Source organism: Erythrobacter insulae, from assembly GCF_007004095.1.
Classification (GTDB): domain Bacteria; phylum Pseudomonadota; class Alphaproteobacteria; order Sphingomonadales; family Sphingomonadaceae; genus Erythrobacter; species Erythrobacter insulae.
Window position 1 is genome coordinate 1411461 of record NZ_VHJK01000001.1, and the last position, 19496, is coordinate 1430956.

General features: G+C 56.4%; 17 protein-coding genes. 12 read left to right on the forward strand and 5 right to left on the reverse strand.

The genetic code is table 11. The annotated features are described in order from the left end of the window. The first annotated feature begins 12 nt into the window (after nucleotides 1-12). A complete protein-coding gene (locus FGU71_RS06765; protein WP_142787867.1) occupies nucleotides 13-1023 on the forward strand; it encodes an NAD(P)H-dependent flavin oxidoreductase in 1011 nt (336 codons plus the stop codon). Nucleotide 1024: 1 nt separating this feature from the next. Beyond that, nucleotides 1025-1888: a formyltetrahydrofolate deformylase gene (gene purU / locus FGU71_RS06770; protein WP_142787868.1), complete on the forward strand. Its 864-nt coding sequence runs from the start codon at nucleotides 1025-1027 to the stop codon at nucleotides 1886-1888. Nucleotides 1889-1901: 13 nt separating this feature from the next. Here the strand turns inward: purU and FGU71_RS06775 are convergent, their stop codons facing one another. Then, the gene (locus tag FGU71_RS06775) at nucleotides 1902-4067 is read right to left on the reverse strand and encodes a PQQ-dependent dehydrogenase, methanol/ethanol family (protein WP_142787869.1); all 2166 of its coding nucleotides are present in this window, start codon (nucleotides 4065-4067) and stop codon (nucleotides 1902-1904) included. 178 nt (nucleotides 4068-4245) lie between these two features. Between FGU71_RS06775 and FGU71_RS14095 the strand changes: the two genes are divergently transcribed. Together FGU71_RS14095 and FGU71_RS06780 are read left to right on the forward strand one after the other, a co-directional pair. After that, a complete protein-coding gene (locus FGU71_RS14095; RefSeq protein ID WP_185960221.1) occupies nucleotides 4246-4416 on the forward strand; it encodes a hypothetical protein in 171 nt (56 codons plus the stop codon). A 191-nt stretch (nucleotides 4417-4607) separates the two neighbouring features. Then, nucleotides 4608-5489, forward strand: a complete 882-nt coding sequence (locus tag FGU71_RS06780) for a dienelactone hydrolase family protein (protein WP_142787870.1) — start codon at nucleotides 4608-4610, stop codon at nucleotides 5487-5489. An 18-nt stretch (nucleotides 5490-5507) separates the two neighbouring features. On the opposite strand, the gene FGU71_RS06785 is transcribed toward FGU71_RS06780, so the two are convergent. Further along, nucleotides 5508-6497, reverse strand: coding sequence for a complex I NDUFA9 subunit family protein (locus tag FGU71_RS06785; protein ID WP_407644398.1), 990 nt, complete (start codon nucleotides 6495-6497; stop codon nucleotides 5508-5510). A gap of 173 nt (nucleotides 6498-6670) precedes the next feature. Continuing rightward, a complete protein-coding gene (locus tag FGU71_RS06790; protein WP_185960222.1) occupies nucleotides 6671-10699 on the reverse strand; it encodes a chemotaxis protein CheB in 4029 nt (1342 codons plus the stop codon). 476 nt (nucleotides 10700-11175) lie between these two features. Between FGU71_RS06790 and FGU71_RS06795 the strand changes: the two genes are divergently transcribed. The 8 genes from FGU71_RS06795 to FGU71_RS06830 all read left to right on the forward strand — a co-directional run bounded on the left by FGU71_RS06795 (nucleotide 11176) and on the right by FGU71_RS06830 (nucleotide 18039). Next, nucleotides 11176-11937 carry a helix-turn-helix transcriptional regulator gene (locus tag FGU71_RS06795; protein ID WP_142787872.1) on the forward strand — a complete coding sequence of 254 codons (762 nt, stop codon included), beginning with the start codon at nucleotides 11176-11178 and terminating at the stop codon, nucleotides 11935-11937. Nucleotides 11938-12151: 214 nt separating this feature from the next. Continuing rightward, entirely contained in the window at nucleotides 12152-12634 is a 483-nt protein-coding gene (locus tag FGU71_RS06800) for a hypothetical protein (RefSeq protein WP_142787873.1), read from the forward strand. Next, nucleotides 12631-13239 carry a hypothetical protein gene (locus FGU71_RS06805; protein WP_142787874.1) on the forward strand — a complete coding sequence of 203 codons (609 nt, stop codon included), beginning with the start codon at nucleotides 12631-12633 and terminating at the stop codon, nucleotides 13237-13239. The genes FGU71_RS06800 and FGU71_RS06805 overlap by 4 nt, the downstream gene beginning before the upstream one ends. Before the next feature lie 19 nt (nucleotides 13240-13258). Then, nucleotides 13259-14281, forward strand: a complete 1023-nt coding sequence (locus FGU71_RS06810) for a hypothetical protein (protein WP_142787875.1) — start codon at nucleotides 13259-13261, stop codon at nucleotides 14279-14281. A 146-nt stretch (nucleotides 14282-14427) separates the two neighbouring features. Further along, on the forward strand, nucleotides 14428-15084 hold the full coding sequence (locus tag FGU71_RS06815) for a C39 family peptidase (protein WP_185960223.1): 657 nt from the start codon (nucleotides 14428-14430) through the stop codon (nucleotides 15082-15084). 104 nt (nucleotides 15085-15188) lie between these two features. After that, nucleotides 15189-15959, forward strand: coding sequence for a hypothetical protein (locus FGU71_RS06820; RefSeq protein ID WP_142787877.1), 771 nt, complete (start codon nucleotides 15189-15191; stop codon nucleotides 15957-15959). A gap of 19 nt (nucleotides 15960-15978) precedes the next feature. Beyond that, on the forward strand, nucleotides 15979-16581 hold the full coding sequence (locus FGU71_RS06825; RefSeq protein ID WP_142787878.1) for a peptidoglycan-binding domain-containing protein: 603 nt from the start codon (nucleotides 15979-15981) through the stop codon (nucleotides 16579-16581). Nucleotides 16582-16623: 42 nt separating this feature from the next. Further along, on the forward strand, nucleotides 16624-18039 hold the full coding sequence (locus FGU71_RS06830) for a transporter family protein (protein WP_142787879.1): 1416 nt from the start codon (nucleotides 16624-16626) through the stop codon (nucleotides 18037-18039). Nucleotides 18040-18042: 3 nt separating this feature from the next. Here the strand turns inward: FGU71_RS06830 and FGU71_RS06835 are convergent, their stop codons facing one another. Beyond that, the gene (locus tag FGU71_RS06835; protein ID WP_142787880.1) at nucleotides 18043-18294 is read right to left on the reverse strand and encodes an acyl carrier protein; all 252 of its coding nucleotides are present in this window, start codon (nucleotides 18292-18294) and stop codon (nucleotides 18043-18045) included. Continuing rightward, nucleotides 18291-19496 (reverse strand): dihydrolipoamide acetyltransferase family protein, encoded by a 1206-nt coding sequence (locus tag FGU71_RS06840; RefSeq protein WP_142787881.1) that lies wholly within the window; start codon nucleotides 19494-19496, stop codon nucleotides 18291-18293. The genes FGU71_RS06835 and FGU71_RS06840 overlap by 4 nt, the downstream gene beginning before the upstream one ends.

Sequence of the window (19496 nt, forward strand, 5' to 3'; positions counted from 1 at the left end):
TAATCGCGCGCCATGACTGAATTTTCCAAAAGCAAAGCGCTGATGCAGCGCGGCATCGATTTTCTTGGCTGTGAGACGGCAATCCTGTGCGGCGCGATGAGCTGGGTGTCCGAACGCAATCTTGTTTCGGCCATCTCTAATGCCGGCGGGTTTGGTGTAATCGCCTGCGGCGCGATGACGCCTGATCTGCTCGACGCAGAAATCACCGCGACCAAAACACTGACGGACAAGCCGTTCGGGGTGAACCTGATCACAATGCACCCGAACCTTTTCGAGCTGATCGAGGTGTGCAACAAACATGGCGTCACGCATATTGTGCTTGCTGGCGGTATTCCGCCTAAAGGCAGCGTAGAGGCCATCAAGGCGTTCGGTGCCAAGGTTATCGTGTTCGCACCGACGCTGGCCCTGGCGAAGAAGCTGCTGCGTTCTGGCGGCGATGCGCTGGTGATTGAAGGTATGGAAGCGGGCGGCCATATTGGCCCTGTTTCCACGAGCGTTTTGGCCCAGGAATTTTTGCCCGAACTGGCGGAAGATCACGTCGTGTTCGTTGCCGGCGGTATCGGACGCGGAGAAGCCATTGCCAGCTATCTGGAAATGGGCGCGTGCGGCGTACAGCTTGGCACGCGTTTCGCCTGTGCCAGTGAAAGCATTGCGCACCCGAATTTCAAGAAAGCGTTTTTCCGCGCAAAGGCGCGCGATGCCGAAGCCAGCGTTCAGGTCGATCCGCGTTTGCCCGTGATCCCTGTGCGCGCCCTTAAAAACAAAGGGACCGAGGAATTCACTGCAAAACAGCTCGAAGTCGCCCAACTGCTCAACCGCGAAGAAGTCGATATGGGCGAAGCGCAATTGCAGATCGAACATTACTGGGCCGGTGCCCTGCGCCGCGCGGTCATCGATGGCGATGTCGAAAACGGATCGCTGATGGCAGGTCAAAGCGTGGGCATGGTGAAAGCCGAAGAACCCGCCGCAGCCATCATCACCGAACTTATGCAGCAATGCGAAGCGGCGCTTTCCGGGCGGTAATATGGCCGATACCTTGATCCTTACACTCAGCTGCGAGGACCGTCCGGGTATCACAGCCCGCGTAACAGGCTTTCTGTTCGAGCGCGGATGCAACATCCTCGATGCGCAGCAGTTTAACGATCGGAGCGACAAGGATCGTGATCGTTTCTTTATGCGGGTGGCTTTCGACCCGACCGGAACCCGTACCGACAGCCTGAGGTCTGACTTTAAAAAGTTAGCCGGCGAATTCAGCATGGACTGGAAAATCGCTGCTCAGGATCGGCCGCGCAGGGTTATGATCATGGTCAGCAAGTTCGATCATTGTCTCGTCGATTTGCTGTATCGCTGGCGGACTGGCGAAATTAATATTGATCCGGTCGCGATTATCTCAAACCACCCGCTTGAAACGACCACTGATGCCGATCTGGGCGATATTCCGTTTCACTATCTGCCGGTCACAAAAGAGTCCAAGGCCGATCAGGAACGCCAGGTCCGCCAAGTTGCGCACGATACCGGTGCAGAGCTGGTCGTGCTGGCGCGGTACATGCAGATATTTTCCGATGAGCAATCGGCCCATTTCGGATGCCGCTGTATTAACATCCACCACAGCTTTTTACCCGGTTTCAAAGGCGCCCGGCCATATCATCAGGCGCATGAGCGCGGGGTGAAAATTATCGGTGCAACTGCCCATTTCGTGACCGCTGATCTGGATGAAGGGCCAATCATCCATCAGGATGTTGAGCGGATCACCCATGCGGACAGTGCGGCAGATCTGGTCCGCAAAGGCCGCGATATCGAACGCCGTGTTCTGGCAGAAGCTGTGCGGCTTTTCACCGCGGATCGTGTGCTGATGAACGGCAACAGGACTGTGGTCTTCCGCGGGTAGACAAACTGCGCCGTTATCGCCGCGCGACTTGTCCTGACCCTTCCATACCTTTGTCCTGATTGGCGCGGAAGATCACATATTCGCGGATTGCCTCGATCTCTTCCTTGCTCAGCGAATCCGCGAACGAGGCCATGCCGTTATCTTTAAGCAATCCGCCATGCACTACGGACTCCCACGCGCCGGCATTGCCCAGCGACCCTGCGCGGCGCAGATCTGGCAGCACCGTTGAACCGACCGCCGCGGGAGCATGGCATACCGCACAATAGCGCGCATATTTTTCCGACCCGAGCGCAATGGTTTCCGCATTTGCCCGGCTTGGCGGGGGATCAAGCGGCAAACTGGCCAACGCCATTTCGGCTGGCAATTCGCCCTCTGCGCCCAATTTGAACACCATCAGCCGTGAGACATTGCGCACCGGAGCCTTGTCCGCGATGAGCGCTCCGTCAACGCTCAGCGCATAGGCGCCGCCCCAGCCGGCCAGAACTGCTACATATTGCTCGCCCGCAACGGTATATGTGATCGGAGGCGCAACAACTCCGGTTTGAGCAGAGAAGCTCCACAGTTTTTCGCCAGAATTCGCAGCATAGGCGTTAAATTCGCTACCTGCGGTTCCCTGGAAAACAAGGTTGCCGCCGGTCGCCAGCAATCCGCCATTCCAAGGGCCGGGATGTTCGACGGTCCAGCGCGGTTCTTGCGCCACCGGGTCCCATGCCACCAGCATCCCGCGCAGCGTGTCGCCAACCTGACGGCGGATACCAAGGTCGGGCGGCAAATCGCCCGCACCGAGATTGAATCCAACATTGAAACCGCGCGCACGATCCGGCTTCCAATCGGCCTCCGGGGCATAGATCATCGCCGCTTCGAATGCAGGGATATAGACCAGATTTTCGCCCGGATGGTATGCCATCGGATGCCAGTTATGGCCGCCAAGCGCGCCCGGAGTGACCATCGCTGGCTGGCCTGTCTTGTCGATCCGGGTTTCGGGATTTTCGATCGGACGGCCATTATCGTCAATGCCCGTCGCCCAGTTCACAGCGACGTATGGATCACCGCTGATGAATTCGCCGGTCGCACGGTCGATTACATAAAAGAATCCGTTCTTTGGCGCTTGCATCAGCACCTGACGTTCCTTGCCCTCGATCTCCATATCGGCAAGCATGATGTGCTGTGTCGCCGTGAAATCCCATGTCTCACCCGGAGTGGTCTGATAATGCCACACATACTCGCCGGTATCGGGCCGGATTGCGACAATGCTGGACAAATAAAGGTTATCGCCTTCGCCCGTGCCGTCTTCGCCCGGTGAGCGATATGCGCGGTTCCACGGAGAGCCATTGCCAACCCCGATGTAGAGCAGGTTGAGATCGGGGTCATAGGCCATCGAATCCCACACGGTGCCGCCGCCGCCAATCGCGTCATTGCCAGCCAGCACTTCGGTATTCCACGTTTCAGCCGCGTCTTGCAGATATTGCGGGCTCTCGCCGCCTTCATTGCCATCAGGCACTGTGTAGAAACGCCACAGTTCGCTGCCATCGTTCACATCATAGGCCGCGATGTATCCGCGTACGCCGAATTCAGCGCCGCCATTACCGATAATGACCTTGCCATCGATTACGCGAGGCGCACCGGTAACGGTGTAGCTTTGCGTTTGATCGACGGTGACGGTTTCCCACTTTACGGTGCCAGTGTCGCGGTCAAGCGCCACCAGACGCCCGTCCAGCGTGCCGAGGAACAAGCTGTCACCATAAGCTGCCAGCCCCCGATTCACCGTGTCACAGCAGGCTTTTACGGCGGTTTCACCGGGCACTTCGGGATCATAGTCCCACAGCGGTGCACCGGTTGCCGCATCAAACGCCTTCACCTTGCTCCAGGCGGTCGTGAGATACAGCTTGCCATCCATCACCAGCGGAGTGGCTTCCTGACCGCGCGCAGTGTCCATATCGGCAAACCACGCCAGACCCAGTTCGCCGACATTCTCGGCGTTGATCTGATCCAAAGGGGAGAAACGTTGTTCGGAATAGGTCCGGCCATGCGTGATCCAGTTGGCCGTGTCGCTATCGGCACCGATCAACATTGCGCTGGTGATGCCGTTGCCGTTTTCCGCTTCGAACATTTCGTTGCAAGCGGTCACAGTTAACGCGCCCAGCGCCAGCACAGGCAGCGCCCAGTTCCGTATCGGCATAGTATATCTCTCCCTCTTGTGCGCACTCTGCAATGTGTGAAGCGGGTTGTCCAGCGGCTGGACACCGACAGCCTTCTGACATGTGAACTAGGCGCAGCGAGCTAGGCAATGCGTGCGATTGTGGGGGATCATCCAGCGCGGCAATTTCAAGCTCTTGAAACAGACTAGGAGCATGACAATGACCGTACTTTTTGACAGTGAAATTGAAGCCGTTGCCGGTGGTGTATGGATTTCAACTCCAACTCAGCCAACCCCGCTGCCGGCGCCAGCAGAAGATCCCATCGGCGTTCCCGGTTCGATCATCGACCAGCTGTTCAATCCGCAATATTATCCCGTAATCCAAGACTGATTGATCGCGGCAGGCAGGCGGTGTCTGGCATTGCCCCGGCCCATTCTTGATCGGTGAAAGCTGCGCCTCGTTTTGCGATTGGTCACTCCCCTCCAATTGCGAACGAGGCGCTCCTGTTTGCATTCGCGCTGTTCATGCGGCCGCTGAATTGTTAGCGTTGGCCAACAATTTCGGTCACGGAGAGCCAAGACATGTGCGATGAAGCAAAACTCAAGAACTGGGCCAAAGAAACAATCAGTCGCCGACAGTTTGGCGCTCTGGCCGGGGCAGCGGCGGTGGTTGCCTGCGCCCCTACCTCCGGTGACGGAGAAGAATTGCCTGGCAGCTTTTCCATGCTGAGCGATGCCGTTTCCTTCGACACAGAAGATGGCACGTTGGACGGGTTTCTTGTTTATCCCGAGAAAGGCGAACAATATCCCGGCGTAATCCTGTGGCCGGATATTGCCGGGGTCCGTCAGTCAAAGATGGAAATGGCGATGCGATTGGCCAGTGAAGGTTACGCCGTTCTGATCGTCAACCCTTATTACCGCGATGTTTCAGGCGAACAGTTCAAGGATTTCGCCGCATTTATCGAGGCCGATGGTTTCGCCAAAGTCGGCCCATGGCGTGAAAAACTAACCGCCGAAGCGATCCAGCGCGATGCGAAATCCATTGTCGCCTGGCTCGATGCACAGCCTCAAATCGATACGTCACGCGGTGTTGGCACACAGGGATATTGCATGGGCGGACCGTTCACGGTGTGGAGCGCCGCCGCAGTGCCCGATCGCATCAAAGCGGCGGCCAGCTTCCATGGCGGAGGCTTGGTGCGGGAAAATGATCCCATGAGCCCGCACAATCTGCTTGGCGATGCGCAGGCCAGCTTCCTGATCGCGGTCGCGCAGGACGACGACGCCGAAGCGCCGGACGTCAAAACCACCTTTGCAGAGGCTGCCGAAACGGCGGGACGCTCGACAAAGGTTGATGTGTACGCCGGCGATCATGGTTGGACCGTACCTGACAGCCCGGCCTATGCCGAGCCAGCGGCGGAAAAAGCCTATGCTGATCTGCTCACGCTCTATTCGGAAAACCTGTAAGCAGGCCAGCCTGATCGATTAATCGGCGGCGCGCTCTTTGGCCCGCTCATTGCTGCGGCCAAACCGGCCAAACTTGCGATAGCGGGTCATCCATTTGTCGAGGAACAATCCGAGCGGGCGGGGCTCTATCCCAAGCTCGGCAAAGGTGCGGTGCTCGCCAGAAACGGTGCTGCCGGGTTTCAGCAAGGTCCATTGATCCTTGCTCATCGGAGTTCCCGGAAGACTGGCAAATAGTGATGATACACCGTCGGGCATCGCTATGAAGCGACGGCTGCGGCCTTGCGCTTCGGCGATGCGTTCGTTGATCTCCATCATCGAGAGCTGCTCAGGCCCACCGAGTTCGTAGATATGGCCGCCATGCGTTGCAGGATCTTCGAGCGCGACAGCAATCGCTTCGGCTATGTCATCTGCAAACACGAGCTGCAATTTCGCATCAGGACCGAATACCGGCAAGACCGGCATCATTTCGATCATCTGTCCGAACATGTTGAGGAAATTGTCGTCTTTACCGAACACGATGGATGGGCGCATGATTGTTGCATTGGGAAAGGCGGCCAAGACGTTTGTCTCGCCCTTGGCCTTGCCGCGGGCATAGGCCGCGCTGGACCCTGCATCAGGCCCGATGGCGCTCACGTGCACAAAGCCTTTGACACCTGAAGATTTGGCGAGCCGCGCCATGGTGCCGGGCGCCTCCCCCATCAGCTCTTCGAGGTCGCCCGAAAAGGCGCCCACGAGGTTCACGACATAATCTGCACCCTGCAACGCCGCAGCCACGCTATCATCATTCGTGATATCGCAACGCGCAAACTGCAATTGTCCAAGGTTAGCCAGAGGCTGAAGCGCATGCGCCTTTTCAGGGCTGCGGCTTGCAATGCGCAACCGGGCCCCGCGTTCCAGCAGGCTTTGAGCGACATAATTGCCAATATAGCCGCTTCCACCAAAAACGGTGACGAGCTTGTCAGAGAGAGGCGAAGTTTTGGTCATGATCGTATGGTCCCGTGCGCTCATGGGTTCGAATTAGAGTGCCATTGCTTCAATGCGGTTCATTGGGCAAGCGTTCCCGGCCTTGAAATGCGTATCGCCCTATACGAACGACGTTGACAGGCAGGCGCGCAGCCCGCTGCTGGGGCTGATCTTGGTTTTGTGTTTGGCGCGTCTTAGCGGGCCTATCGCGGCGTTGATCAGCGCGACAGCAGGCGTGTGATCGTGTCAATTAGCTCGTTGCCGCCAGCGGGTTTGAAAATGACGCTGATGGCGCGATTTTTCATCTTTGCCGGGTCCAGCCCGGTATCACCCGATATGAGTATGGCTGGAATCTTTTGCCCTGCATGTTTTCGCGCATTTTCAATGATGTCCAGCCCGTTGCGTGCCGTGCCGAGGTGGTAATCTGTGACGATGATATCGAATGCATCGGGCTCCATCTCCGCAAGAAGACCATCGACCTCTTTGGGAGAGCTCGCGGCGAAAACTTTTAGATTGGGGCGTGCCGCCAGCCGGAATTTTGTGGATTTGAGAACGGACGGATCATCATCCACCAACAGGATTGCGCAATCGCTGGTCAATGGCGCAGGTCGTTCGTCTTCCAACAGCTCGTTTTTGGGCAACAGCACATTGCTCAATGGCAATGTGAACGAGAACGTTGAGCCTTTGCCAAATTCCGATTGCACATCAATCTGGCTGCCGATCATTCGAGCGGCCTGATTCGCAATCGCCAAGCCAAGTCCGAGCCCGACTCCGGCTTGCTGCGGGTCTCTTCCAACCTGGTAGAATTCGTCGAAGATATGCGACAATTGATCGGCTGGAATACCGGGCCCTTCATCCCGGACTTCGATCAAGACTTCGTGGCTGACAATCTGCGAAACAACATCGACGCGGCCCTTGTCGGTGAACTTGATTGCATTGCCGATCAGATTCTGAAGGATCTGTTGCACCAGATGAATGTCCGAATGAACGATCCGGGCATCGATCTTGCGGGAAAGCTTGATACCCTTCTTTTCCGCCTCTGGCTCGAGGCTTGCGCACACCTTGGCTACAGCGGCGTCCAGATCGATGTCCTCCAGCTCGACTGTCACCGCATCGGCTTCCAGCTTTGAAATATCGAGCAGCGAATTCAGCAGATCGCGCAGATTGGCAAGAGACACGCGCTGCTCGTCGACGATGTCCAAAATGTCGGGATCACCGACCTTTGATCTTAAAGCTTCGGTGAGCATAGCGAGAGACTGGAGTGGTTGACGCAGGTCATGGCTGGCGGTGGCAAGAAACCGCGATTTTGCTGCCAGGGCTGCTTCGGTTTCCGCCTTGGCATCGCGTACGTCGCGCACTGCCTTTTGATGTTCCCGAACATCGCGGATGGCCACGCAGACCATCGCTCCGCTTTCGGTTTCGACCGGGCTCAGGCCGACCTCAATCGGCACTTCTTCGCCGCTCGCAAGCAATGCCCAAAGCTCCAGATCCGAACCCATCGGCCGAACGCTCATATTCTCCATATAGCTGCTGCGATGCGAGACATGACGCTTGCGAAAACGCTTTGGCATGAGGTCTTCTATGCGTTTGGTAAGCAGTGCCTGACGGTCGTATCCGAAGAACTGCTGTGCTTGCGAATTCGTAAGCGCGATGTCGCCTTTCTGATCTACCAGTAGCAAAGGGTCGGGCGCATTCTCGAAGAGGCTTCTGAAGCGCGCTTCGCTTGCCTGCAATCGCCGCTCATTCTCGACCCTTCGGCTGATATCGACGAAAGTAACAATGACCCCGCCCGAACGCATTTCAGCCGCCCGATACGGCGCGATCCGCATCAGGTACAGCGCCCCGTCCTGACCGATGATTTCCCGCTCTACCGGGCTGGATGCGCGTGACACCGCATCCACATCGGCAAGGAAATTTGCGTCTTCGAACTTTTGCCTGATATCGACAATTGGGCGGCCGATATCGGCGTCGATCAAATTAAACAGACGCTTTATTGAAGGCGTGAAGCGTCCAACCTGATGCTTGGTGTCGAGCAAGAGCGTCGCAATCCCCGTGCTTGATACGAAATTGGTCAGATCGTCGTTCACGTCCGCCAATTCTTCGACTTTGTTTTTGAGCTGGTTGTTGACCGTCGACAGCTCCTCATTCATCGCCTGCAGCTCTTCCTTGGAAGTCTCGAGCTCCTCGTTTGAGGACTGCAATTCCTCGTTAAGGGACATCATTTCCTGATTGGACGCCTGCAATTCCTCGTTGGTGGATTCCAGTTCTTCCAGGCTGATCTGGAGGTCTTCCTGTGCATCGCGCAGCTTCGTTTCCAGATCGCTAACCGCCGATTGATCGATTGGTGATGATGGGATCGGCGTTCCGGCCGGTGATTTTTGTGTTGGAACCTTCTCAAATGTCACCAGGAAAAGCCGTTCCGTTTCACCCGATACAGCCATTGGCTTGATCGAAATCCGCGTTTTTGCATGAGTTGAACCATGCTGAAGTGAGACGTCGTTAATGATTACCGGTCCCGCAGAACCGATGGCGTTTTTCAAACCGGTTCGGAGCTCTCTGCGTAATTCCGGATGGGCTAGGGACAGCAGATCCTGAGTTGGCAGGCCGCTTGGCTGCTCTAGGAAATCCGACGTCGGCCCCATGAAATACAACACTTGATGTTTGGCGTTGGTCAAGACCGCGGCCGGGGCGAAATTGCGCAGCAATTGTTGCTGCATAATTTCACGGATCCTCGCCGTTTCTTTCGGGCGACCGGCTGGCAGAATTCCGACATTCACGCCGCGTGTACGCAGATTGTTGACTGGAAAATTGACGCCAAGACTACGCTCGGTCGCGAGCTTGCGGAATATCCGTGATGTTTTGTCGACCGGCTCAAACAAACCCGACAATTGGCTTGTCCCTTCGGAGCGACCAAGGAACAGGATGCCGCCATCATTAAGCGCGAAATGAAAATACCCGATGACTTTGTCCTGCAATGTGTTTTGCAGATAGATCAGCAGATTGCGGCAACTCACCAGATCGAGTTTTGAAAACGGAGGGTCGCTGATCACATTTTGCTCGGCAAAAGTGACCGTTTCGCGCAGCCCGCTTCTAATCAAATACGATCCGTCCTGCTTGATAAAAAAGCGATTGATCCGCTCTTCCGGGATATGCGCAAGCAGATTGGACGCGTACATTCCGGTCCGTCCTACCGCCAGCGCATCTTCATCGATGTCGGTGGCAAACACCTGTATCGGACAGTCTTTGTGTGCAGTTTCGCAATGCTCGATCAAAAGCATAGCGATTGAATAGGCTTCTTCCCCGGTGGCGCAGCCTGGAACCCAGACGCGGATAGGTTCGCGGTCCGGTTTTGCCGCGACCATTTTCGCAAGAACTTTGGTATCCAGCGTTTCGAACGCTGCAGGATCGCGGAAGAAGGACGTCACATTGATGAGCAGGTCGCGATAGAGTTCCTCGGCTTCTTTGGCGTCATCCTTGAGGTAAGAGAGGTAATCGGACAAGGAATCGATGCCGCGTAAACCCATCCGGCGGAGGATGCGCCGCCCCAGAGTTCCGGTCTTGTAGCCCCTGAAATCATGTCCAATGCGTGCTTGCAGCAAAGCTATGATCGACGTCAGGCTTTCGGTATCATTGGCAAGGATCGCATCGGGATCCTGCCCTGCCTCGTGACGCATATGTTGATGAACAAGGAAGTCCTTGATCTGCGCAGGCATGTCCTCGACCGGGCAGACGATATCAACCATGCCCGTTGCTATTGCAGCGCTTGGCATTCCATCAAATTGGGCGGTCTCGGGCGTTTGGGCGAGGGTAATTCCTCCTGCCCCTTTGATTTCGCGAATGCCCGCACTGCCATCGCTGCCTGTGCCGGAAAGGATTAGCCCGACCGCGCCATGTTCGCGCTGCGATGCAAGCGAACTGAAAAACATATCGATCGGCATCCGCACGCCATGGGTGCGAACAGCCTCGCCCAATTCGAATGTATTGTCAGCTATAGTCAGGCTGGCGTTCGGGGGGATCACATAGACATGATTGGGTTCAATCGTTGCGCCATGCTCGATCTGTTTCGCCGGCATTTTGGTATGCTTATCCAGAATTTCGGCGGTCATACTTTGGTGGGAAGGATCGAGATGCTGAATGACGACAAAGGCCGCGCCCATATCTTCAGGGACGTTGTCAAAGAATGATTTGAGTGCGTCTAGGCCTCCAGCGGACGCCCCAATTCCGATGATCGGAAAATCAGTTTTCATGCCACTCATCTCCCGTGCGTGATCCTTGGCGAGCGCCACTTTTTTACATCTTGATACAACCTGGCAGGGCAAAATGTAAACTGGCAGCCGCCAATCTTGGCAATCACGCCCGGACAAAGACGCCGCTTTCATACGGACTCTCGAAAGGGATTTTTGACATTTAAGGGCAGTGTTTAACCGCATTTCATCGGGGGAGATCGGGCCCGCTTTGACAGAATGCCGTCCTGCGATTCCGGCAATTCAACTCGCAAGAAAAGCCGGCCTGGCCCGATGCCAAAATTTACAATCGCGCCGGTTCTGACGACCCTCAAATCGACCGGCAGATATGTCAGGTGCGCGGCGTGGTTGAACTGGACGAGTGGCACAATCTCGCGGCCTGCTTCGCCGCTCGCGTGGCTGGCGACATGGCAAGTTGATGCGATTGGCCGTTAGATTGATCGCCCCGCGTGATCAGCTGCGCATAGGGACATGACCGTATGCTCATTGATGGCAAAACTCTGCCAATTGAGGCTCTGCGGGCGGTCACGCCCTTCGTGAACACCACACACGTGCCCAAATTTTCATGCGAGGTTCCATCTGTTATGTTGAAAAATTACCTCCAGCCTGTTCCATCCTCGACCGAGCCTGCAAGAAAGCCGGTCGATCAACCCTGTTTTGATGCTGATATCATGGCCGACCCGTCTTTGACGCGTCTGGTCGATGCGGCTTGCGAATGCTGGCGTTCATTCGATGGCAAATCCCGTGCGTTCGTGGACAGGCAAGGGCGATGGCTTGCCTCTGATGCCAAAGCGAAGTCGCTTGTGGCTGATAAGGCAACGGGCATCGTTTTGGTGAATGGGATGCTGCGCGCGGTCAAAGAGGAGCAGGCAAACCTCGACCGATTGCTTTCAGTCGGCACCAAGCGCGAGGCACTGGTTCTCAAAAAGGCTTTTGGCGAAGGGCACATTCTCCTCGAGACAAATTCATTCGATCCGAAGATCGTCGGGCTTGTCTTGAAGGATACTGACGATGCGAAATCGCTCAATTTTGCCAGCTTCGAGGCTGCATTCGGTCTGACGCCGTCCGAAGCGAATGTGATGCGGCTGATCCTGAATGGGCACTCGGCATCGGAGGCGGCCGAATTGCAGGGCCTGTCTGTCAATACTGTCCGCGCCCATCTGCGCCATTGCTATGACAAGCTGAATGTCTCCACGCGCGAGGAGATGTGGCGCGTAGTCCATCCCTATCAAATCGGATGATTCAGCTGGACCAAAAATAACAGTGAAAATTTAGGTGTATAGTCAAATTTAATTAGTCTGATCTGACGATGCGAATCGAAACGAATCGATTTAGTTAATAATTGAACAATAAAAATCAAAAATAATTCAGGGTTGTGAATACGTACCTTTCGAAGCGGATTTGATGCTTCGTGAGGCGTGGATGATCGTTTGTATCTTATTCGGAGCCTGAGTGATGAGAGAATTTGAAAAATCGGCTCACGTCACGAGTTTTTCATTCGGGTTTGCCTGCCTGTTGGCTGCCGGTTGTTTGCACGCGCCATTGGCCGCTCAGCCATCGGCCACCGATGATATCGAGCACAAGGGCACGATTATTGTCCTGCGCGATGTGCCGTATGGGAACGCCCTTCATCGGCCAGCCCAGGCTGAGCCGCTCCGTGTGAGAACCGGTCCTGACGCGATTATCCTGGCAAGCGTTGCGCGTGGGCTGGAACCGCTAACAAATGATCAGCAGGCTTCGATTTTCGGCAGCACGCAGGAATCCGTGGTTGCCCGGACTTTCAGCAGTCTTGGTGATTTGCGCAACACCGAAACCGCACTTGGCGCAGGCATTTCCCAACAGCGCGGTGGTGGCAGCAGCGGCGCGATCTCTAGTGCGATCGCCCAGATCCCTTCAGTCGGCGCGATTGTGCGAAACGCGACCGGAGGCGGGCAATGAAAACCTCCTGCTCGCTTTGCCTTATATTCGCAATTTCAGCTGTGACCGCCCCTGCACAATTGGCCGCGCAGGATCTGGCCGAGGCGCAAGATACCGTTGAAGTCGCGGCTGGTCAGGCAGAGGGCGCGACCGGACGGATTGCGATCAATCTCGCCGCGGGTTCTGGCAATCAACAGGCGGGCGCAGCAGCCCTCGCCATTGGGGAGATTTCCCTCGCCGGAATTACGCTCGATCAGTTCGGTGGCTCCGGTGATGTCGGCGATCGCAGCACGCAAATCATTATCGGCGCCAGCGCAATGTCGAACCTTAACGGACTCGCCAGTGTGAACATCAGCGCCGGCGCGAACAATCAATCTGCCAACCTGTTCGGGTTGGCCATCGGAAATGGCGGCGCATTGACGGATCTGGCTTTGTCCCAGTCCCGCGCCCCGACAGGACCGAGAGCGGCAGCTGAATTAGACCTCAGCCCCCGGAACGACACGATCGACATAGCTGGCGATGCGTTCCTTGGTGGCAGCGGTTTGCTTCAGGTGAACGTCATCGGCGGCGAGAGGAATTCCTCTGCCAATACGTTTGCTCTTTCCATTTCGGGAAACAGCAATTGACCAACCAAAGGAGTACGAAATGAAGAAATTTCTACTAGCAACCGCAGGGACTGCAGCATTGATCGCTGGGCCCGCTTTCGCTCAAGATGATGGCCATAGCGGTGTCGAAGTTGATCTGCGTTATGCCAACAACATCGACACCAGCGTGACGACAGACGTTACCTATACCAAGAACGTGGCGCTGCGCGGCACGGTTCGGATCGATGGGGATATCGATATCGATAGCTCTGCTGTAGCGGTAACCGATGCCAAGCAATTGCTGACCGGAAATCTCGTCAACTATCGTGAAGAAAACGAGATCAATGCGGAGAACGGTTTCGTTGATCCTGTGTTTGGTCCGGGCTGGAGCGAAGCAGGTGACGATCCTAACGACAACCTCATCGATGGCATGATGCAACCGCAAATCCGCGCGGGGTATTTCGCGCCGATCATCAACACGGTTGATACTTTCGATCTGGACTCGAGCGGAAACCTTGGCGTGAACCTCGGCGCCGGGTATTTCAACATGCAGATGAATGCGGCAACGCTTGCGGTCTCCTCGGATTCCAATGAGGATGCCGAAGGTGGCTGGGCAGAGGCATCAACCACGTCGCTGCAATCGCTGCTTGGCGTACGTCAGGCTGCTACACCTGGTTTCACCGCGCCTGGAGATGATCCTGAACAAGGCGGTGACAACAATAACTTCCGTGATCGCAATTCGGTCCTTGGAGGTTCGGTGAACGGTTCCGGTAATATCGGAGTCAATGCCGCTGCGGGTACTTTCAACCAGCAGTCGAACCTGATGACGTTGGCCGTGGCGACTGATGCCGTGCTGGCAGAGGCCAATGCTGGCCTTGTCCAATCAGCATTCCTCAGCAGCGTCGAGCAACAAGACAGCATCAATTATGTTGCTGGTCCGACGGTTGCAGGTGCTTCGGGTAACATCGGCATCAACTTCGCATCCGGTGTTGGCAACCAGCAGCTGAACTCTCTGACCATCGCTTCGTCGCAAGGCGCAAGCGGCGGCAATGGGAACGGCGGTGGAGGCGGCGACCCCGATTAAACGCCTACTTCCGCTGGGGGAGGTGCCTGGCACCTCCCCCTCCTTTTTTCGCACCATTCGAGTTCATTATGCACAGCGCAAAAGCAGGACCGAAAGCACTCGCAGGAATATTTGCACTGGTGAGCGTGCTGGCAACCGGAGGGTGCATGACAGCGCCGGCCAGCCAGACACCATTATGGCTGGGGCAGCTTTCTCAAGGTACACAGATTGAACGCGTTTCAGTCCGCAGCTGGAAAGAGCGCAAGTTCGATAATGTCGTGCGCCAAAGGGCGGATTTCAGCTGCGGTGCCGCAGTTCTCGCAACCGTTTTCAATCACGCATTCGGCTACGATACGACAGAGCAGCAAGTGCTCGTCAACATGCTCAAGATAGCCGACCCTGACCTCGTGCGGGAAAAAGGCTTCTCGCTGCTCGATATGAAGACTTACGCACAGACCCTCGGCATGCAGGCTGAGGGATATCAGGTCGAATACCCGAAACTGTTGGATCTGCGTGTTCCGATGATCGCGCTGCTCGATATCCGCGGATACAAACACTTTGTCGTTATCCGCGCTGCTTTTGATGACAAGATCGCCATCGCCGATCCGGCGCTCGGTAACCGGATGATGACTCGCAAAGCATTCGAAGATGCATGGAACGACGTCATCTTCATCGTTCTGGATGATCGCTTCGACGCTGAAGCCGAACTCTTCAATCCGCCATCACCCATTTCAGCCAAACGGCTACTCGCCACCCATGCCGATTTACCGGCAGCGGCAGCGGCGGAATTCGGCATCAATCTGGGGTTCGATTTCTCACTTTAGGAAAGGTCAAACCAATGTCCCTGTCCAGTATAAACAATCGCCATTTGCGTCGCTCCAGTATTGCGAGTGTGGCGTCTATCTCCTGTTTTCTCGCAGCGGTCAGCATGCCCTCTGCCGCCTTCGCCAAAGCCACGCCGCTTGCTGATCTGGCCGATCTCCAATCGCTTGGTGAACCGATCGCAGATGAAGAGCTTGGTTCGATCCGAGGCAAGTTCATTCGCAGCGATCAGATCAGCTATTTCGGTATTTCGATGATTACCAGCTGGCAAGATGGTGCTGGAATTACCACGACTGCTCGGCTGATGTTCTCAATCGACTTTGCCGCTGGAGAGGGCGGGGCCGTCCCGCAATTGCTGGTCGGCTGGGTGCGCGATGGCGATCCCGCCATGGATGTAACCGGCGCGCACGAAGGCTATGTCCCCTATATCGTCCCGAGCGATGTGATCGGTGTCGGCGGCTTGGATACACAACGCGGCGTGGCGCAGGCGAATGTGATCGCAGGCGCCGATAATCGCACTTCTAACAGGTTGAGCATAGCCTTGCTGCCTGCTTCGGAATTGCAGGAGTTGCAGCTGCGCGGACTGACTCCAATCGAGGAAGGCTCCGGCTTTTCGTTTGATGATGGTGACACATTACAGTTCCGGGTGGCTGACAACCAGATCGGGATGATGCTGACAGGGGGAGCGGGGCTGGACAGTTCAATCCAGTCGATTGGCGGCGATACCTCCACTCTGCTGCAACAGACCGTCCTCAACACTCATTCCAATATCGTCCGCAACAGCACCGATATTCTGATTGGCTCGGGATTGGGTGACACGGGCACATCTGCACGGATGAGCGAAGCCATCACCGTCATGCGCGGGTTTGGATTTTAAACTGACGAAGGGGTCAATCATGATGAGTTCAACCATCAAATACATCGCCGCAGCTGCTGCCGCGATGGCCGCGATGCCTGGGTTCGCGCAGGCGCAGGCGCAGGACAAACGTTTCGCAGTGGAGGGTCCGGGTATTCTCACGTGCAGCGATTTTCTTGCCGCACAAGAGGACAAGAGGTCGTTGGAATATCAGCGATTTATCGGCTTTGCCGAAGGATACCTCAGTGCCGCCAACCTCTACGAGCCAAATACGTTCGATCTGTCTCCTTGGCATAACGCCGCAGCGTTCGACCTTATTCTGGGTACGCATTGCCAGCAAAATGAAAGCGAGCTGATCACCAACGTGTTGCAGCGGATGGTTTCCAGCTTTCGGCCACTGAGAGTCGCTGAATTTTCACCGATGCTTGAGGTGGGGAACGGCGAATACCGGGCATTTGTGTACGAAACGATCCTGCGGCGGGCGCAGGCGGCGTTGACCCAGCTTGGCTTCTACGCAGGGCCGGAAGATGCCCAATATTCCCCTGCTCTCAAGGATGGATTTCTCAAATTTCAGCGCGCGCGCGAGCTTCTTGAAACAGGCGTGCCCGATCCAGTCACCTTGTGGACCCTGCTCAATCCGTAGCGTCCATCCTCCGCAGAAAGAGACATCAGAAAGGTTGGGACTATGGCTTTTAATGTGATCAAATATTCATTGTTGACCGGGGGTTGCCTGTTGGCCGTTACCGGGACGCCGGCGGCACTATTGGCTCAGGAAACTGCCGATCCGACGGCGCCGGACAGCCAGTTAGAGGCTGCGATTGAGCTTGATGAATTGCGCGGAAAGGTCAGCGACCTTGAGCGGCGCGATGCGGAATCCCAAGCTCGCATCGACGCGCTCGAAGCCAGGCTTTCCACCCTCTCCGATCTTGCGAACCGGCTGCCGCGTATCGAAGGCGAGCCTTTGGCACCCGATGATCTCGTGACAATGCGAGGCCGGTACCGTCCGCCCTCAGGCTTTGCGCGTCCTGCCGATCCGGCCTGGGCTTTTGTCCTGCCGCAAACTGAAGTGACCCAATCTGTTTCCGGGCAAATACCAGATATAAATAAGGGCGATCAGGAAGACGAAGGCGATACGCTGAAAGAGCCGGCGCAGACTCAAGCCGTTGCCGATGTGACCGAACAGCAGCAAGGAAGCTTTGGTAGCCGCCTCAGCTTCGAACTCGGCCTTGGCTACACCCATTTCGATGATGCACGGATTAATCTCGATGGCTTTCTGGCGCTTGATGCTATCTTTCTGGGTACGATCAGCATCGATCAGGTTACCGCCGATATTTTGACCTTCGACCCCACCATTCGATACGGGGTCAATGACAAGCTGACATTCGATGCGAGTGTCCCGTTTCTGTATCGAACCTCGAATTTCCAGTCGGGCGGGGCTGGCGGCGCTGCGGGCGAATTGATCGAGGAAACAGTGGATGCCAGCGGTCTCGGAGACGTCAGCGTGGGGGCAAGCTACCGGATCGCTCGGGAAACGCAGGGCAGACCTGACATTGTTTTCAGTGCGCGGGGGAAATTCCCCACAGGCAGAGATCCCTTTGGTGTGGAATTTATCGAAGTCCCGAACAGCGAGGGAAATTTGCAAGTGCCGGAAGACCTGGCAACAGGAAGCGGTGTCTATGGGGTGTCGGCGGGCGTTTCTGTGCTTAAGACACTCGATCCGATGATCGTGTTTGGCAACATGACCTATTTCTACAACATCCCCCGTAGTTTCGGTGATATCGACGAGAATCCTGGCGATCAGCCTGGGCGCGTTGATGTTGGCAATGCGTTTCAATTCGGGGCCGGACTGGCCTTCGCTTTGAACGATCAGTCAAGCATATCGATGTCATACAGCCAGCGCCTGGTTGAGCGCACGAGGATCAGATTAGACGGTGAGGAATGGCGCCGAATTGTGGGCAGTCAGGCCAATGTTGCGCTGGCTAATTTTGGGGCAACCTTCGCGCTGAGCGATCAGCTTACGCTGGTAACCAATGTTGGTATTGGCCTAACCGATGACAGCCCGGACATGGCCATCAATATTCGGATCCCAATGAGATTTTAGGCACTAGGCGGATCGGATATTGTCGGCCAGCCAAGCGGCACCGCCGCCGATGGTCACGAATTGCGCCACGTCACGGTCTGGTATGGCCACATTCAGGCGAAGGTGCAGGGCGGCGATCAGATTGAAGATATCCATTGAATCGAGGTCAAGCGCCTCGCGAATATCCTCATCATCGCCGATTGAAACGGGGGCGACATCGGGAGCGATACTTTCGATCTCTTCCAGGATCACCGAGCGGGCATCTGCGCGCTTCATAGGGCCTCCGGCTTGGTCAGGATCTCTTCTATCCGCCGCAGGAGCAGCGCGCCGCGATGTCCATCATTGGCGCGGTGATCACCCGCTAAAGTCGCAGTCAGAACCGGGCGTATGGCGATGGCATCGCCCGTCGCCCAAGGCCGCCGTTCGACGCTGCCGAACCCGATGATCGCGACTTGCGGGGGATAGATAACCGGTAGCAGGCTTTCCACGCCGCGATCTCCCAAGCTGGAAACTGTGATGGTCGCATCGGCGATTTCCGAGGAACGAAACTCACCTTTCCGTGTGCGGGCGACAAGGTCGCGCAGCTTGATCATTATCTCGCGGGACGTCAGCGACGAGGTCTCTCGAATGGCGGGCGCAGCCAGACCACCGCCGCGGATGGATATCGCAGTGCCAACGTGAATGTCTGCGCTTTGCGTGAAGCCCTCTTCACCATAGAAACCGTTGAATTCGGGGAAGGTATCCAGCGCCAGCGCGAGCGCCTTGAGCAGCAGCGGAGCGAGTAGCAGTCGTTCTGGCGGCGGCCTTTCGGCATTGCATTGCTCTAGCCATTGAAGCGTCGGTGATACGTCGAACCGATGTGTGAGGTAGTAATGAGGGATCTCGCGTTTGGATCGCATCATTGCGGCGGCGATTGCGCGGCGCATGGGGGCGAGATCGGGCGCAGCGCTTGGCGCACCGCTTGCCGCTGGCTTTGCCGCAGCCTTTTTTGCCGGGCTTTGCGGCGTGCGGGTGCGTGCTTTTGCGACGATATCATCACGCACGATCGCTCCGTCGGGCCCGCTGCCGTTTACCGACACAAGATCAACCCCCAGTTCGGTGGCCAATCGCCGCGCGGCAGGTGAAACGCGCAGCCCCTCTGCGTGAACTAAGCCAGGTTCGCCCGCTGGCGTGGATGCCGGCTGCTGAGGTGGCAAAGGGTGTGTTGATTGCACCTTGGGCGCTGTTGCAGAACCTTGCGCGCTTTCTTCACCAATGCGGGCCAGCGCCGTCCCGACCGGGACTGCGCTGCCGGGCTCGACCAACAATTCGGTAAGCCTACCGTCCTCGAACACTTCGACTTCGATTGCGCCCTTGTCTGTTTCGACCACGGCGATGATATCGCCGTGTCGCAGTTCATCGCCGGGCTGCTTTAGCCATTCCACCAGCGTTCCTGTTGCCATATCGGCGCCGAGCGAGGGCATGACAAAGGTTCCCAT

What these genes read in the sequence shown, in the direction of transcription:
- FGU71_RS06810 (WP_142787875.1), top strand. Translation starts at nt 13,259, where the DNA reads ATGAAGAAATTTCTACTAGCAACCGCAGGGACTGCAGCATTGATCGCT.
- FGU71_RS14095 (WP_185960221.1), top strand. Translation starts at nt 4,246, where the DNA reads ATGACCGTACTTTTTGACAGTGAAATTGAAGCCGTTGCCGGTGGTGTA.
- purU (WP_142787868.1), top strand. Translation starts at nt 1,025, where the DNA reads ATGGCCGATACCTTGATCCTTACACTCAGCTGCGAGGACCGTCCGGGT.
- FGU71_RS06825 (WP_142787878.1), top strand. Translation starts at nt 15,979, where the DNA reads ATGATGAGTTCAACCATCAAATACATCGCCGCAGCTGCTGCCGCGATG.
- FGU71_RS06785 (WP_407644398.1), bottom strand. Translation starts at nt 6,497, where the DNA reads ATGAGCGCACGGGACCATACGATCATGACCAAAACTTCGCCTCTCTCT.
- FGU71_RS06800 (WP_142787873.1), top strand. Translation starts at nt 12,152, where the DNA reads ATGAGAGAATTTGAAAAATCGGCTCACGTCACGAGTTTTTCATTCGGG.
- FGU71_RS06840 (WP_142787881.1), bottom strand. Translation starts at nt 19,496, where the DNA reads ATGGGAACCTTTGTCATGCCCTCGCTCGGCGCCGATATGGCAACAGGA.
- FGU71_RS06765 (WP_142787867.1), top strand. Translation starts at nt 13, where the DNA reads ATGACTGAATTTTCCAAAAGCAAAGCGCTGATGCAGCGCGGCATCGAT.
- FGU71_RS06805 (WP_142787874.1), top strand. Translation starts at nt 12,631, where the DNA reads ATGAAAACCTCCTGCTCGCTTTGCCTTATATTCGCAATTTCAGCTGTG.
- FGU71_RS06775 (WP_142787869.1), bottom strand. Translation starts at nt 4,067, where the DNA reads ATGCCGATACGGAACTGGGCGCTGCCTGTGCTGGCGCTGGGCGCGTTA.
- FGU71_RS06795 (WP_142787872.1), top strand. Translation starts at nt 11,176, where the DNA reads ATGCTCATTGATGGCAAAACTCTGCCAATTGAGGCTCTGCGGGCGGTC.
- FGU71_RS06790 (WP_185960222.1), bottom strand. Translation starts at nt 10,699, where the DNA reads ATGAAAACTGATTTTCCGATCATCGGAATTGGGGCGTCCGCTGGAGGC.
- FGU71_RS06820 (WP_142787877.1), top strand. Translation starts at nt 15,189, where the DNA reads ATGCCCTCTGCCGCCTTCGCCAAAGCCACGCCGCTTGCTGATCTGGCC.
- FGU71_RS06830 (WP_142787879.1), top strand. Translation starts at nt 16,624, where the DNA reads ATGGCTTTTAATGTGATCAAATATTCATTGTTGACCGGGGGTTGCCTG.
- FGU71_RS06835 (WP_142787880.1), bottom strand. Translation starts at nt 18,294, where the DNA reads ATGAAGCGCGCAGATGCCCGCTCGGTGATCCTGGAAGAGATCGAAAGT.
- FGU71_RS06815 (WP_185960223.1), top strand. Translation starts at nt 14,428, where the DNA reads ATGACAGCGCCGGCCAGCCAGACACCATTATGGCTGGGGCAGCTTTCT.
- FGU71_RS06780 (WP_142787870.1), top strand. Translation starts at nt 4,608, where the DNA reads ATGTGCGATGAAGCAAAACTCAAGAACTGGGCCAAAGAAACAATCAGT.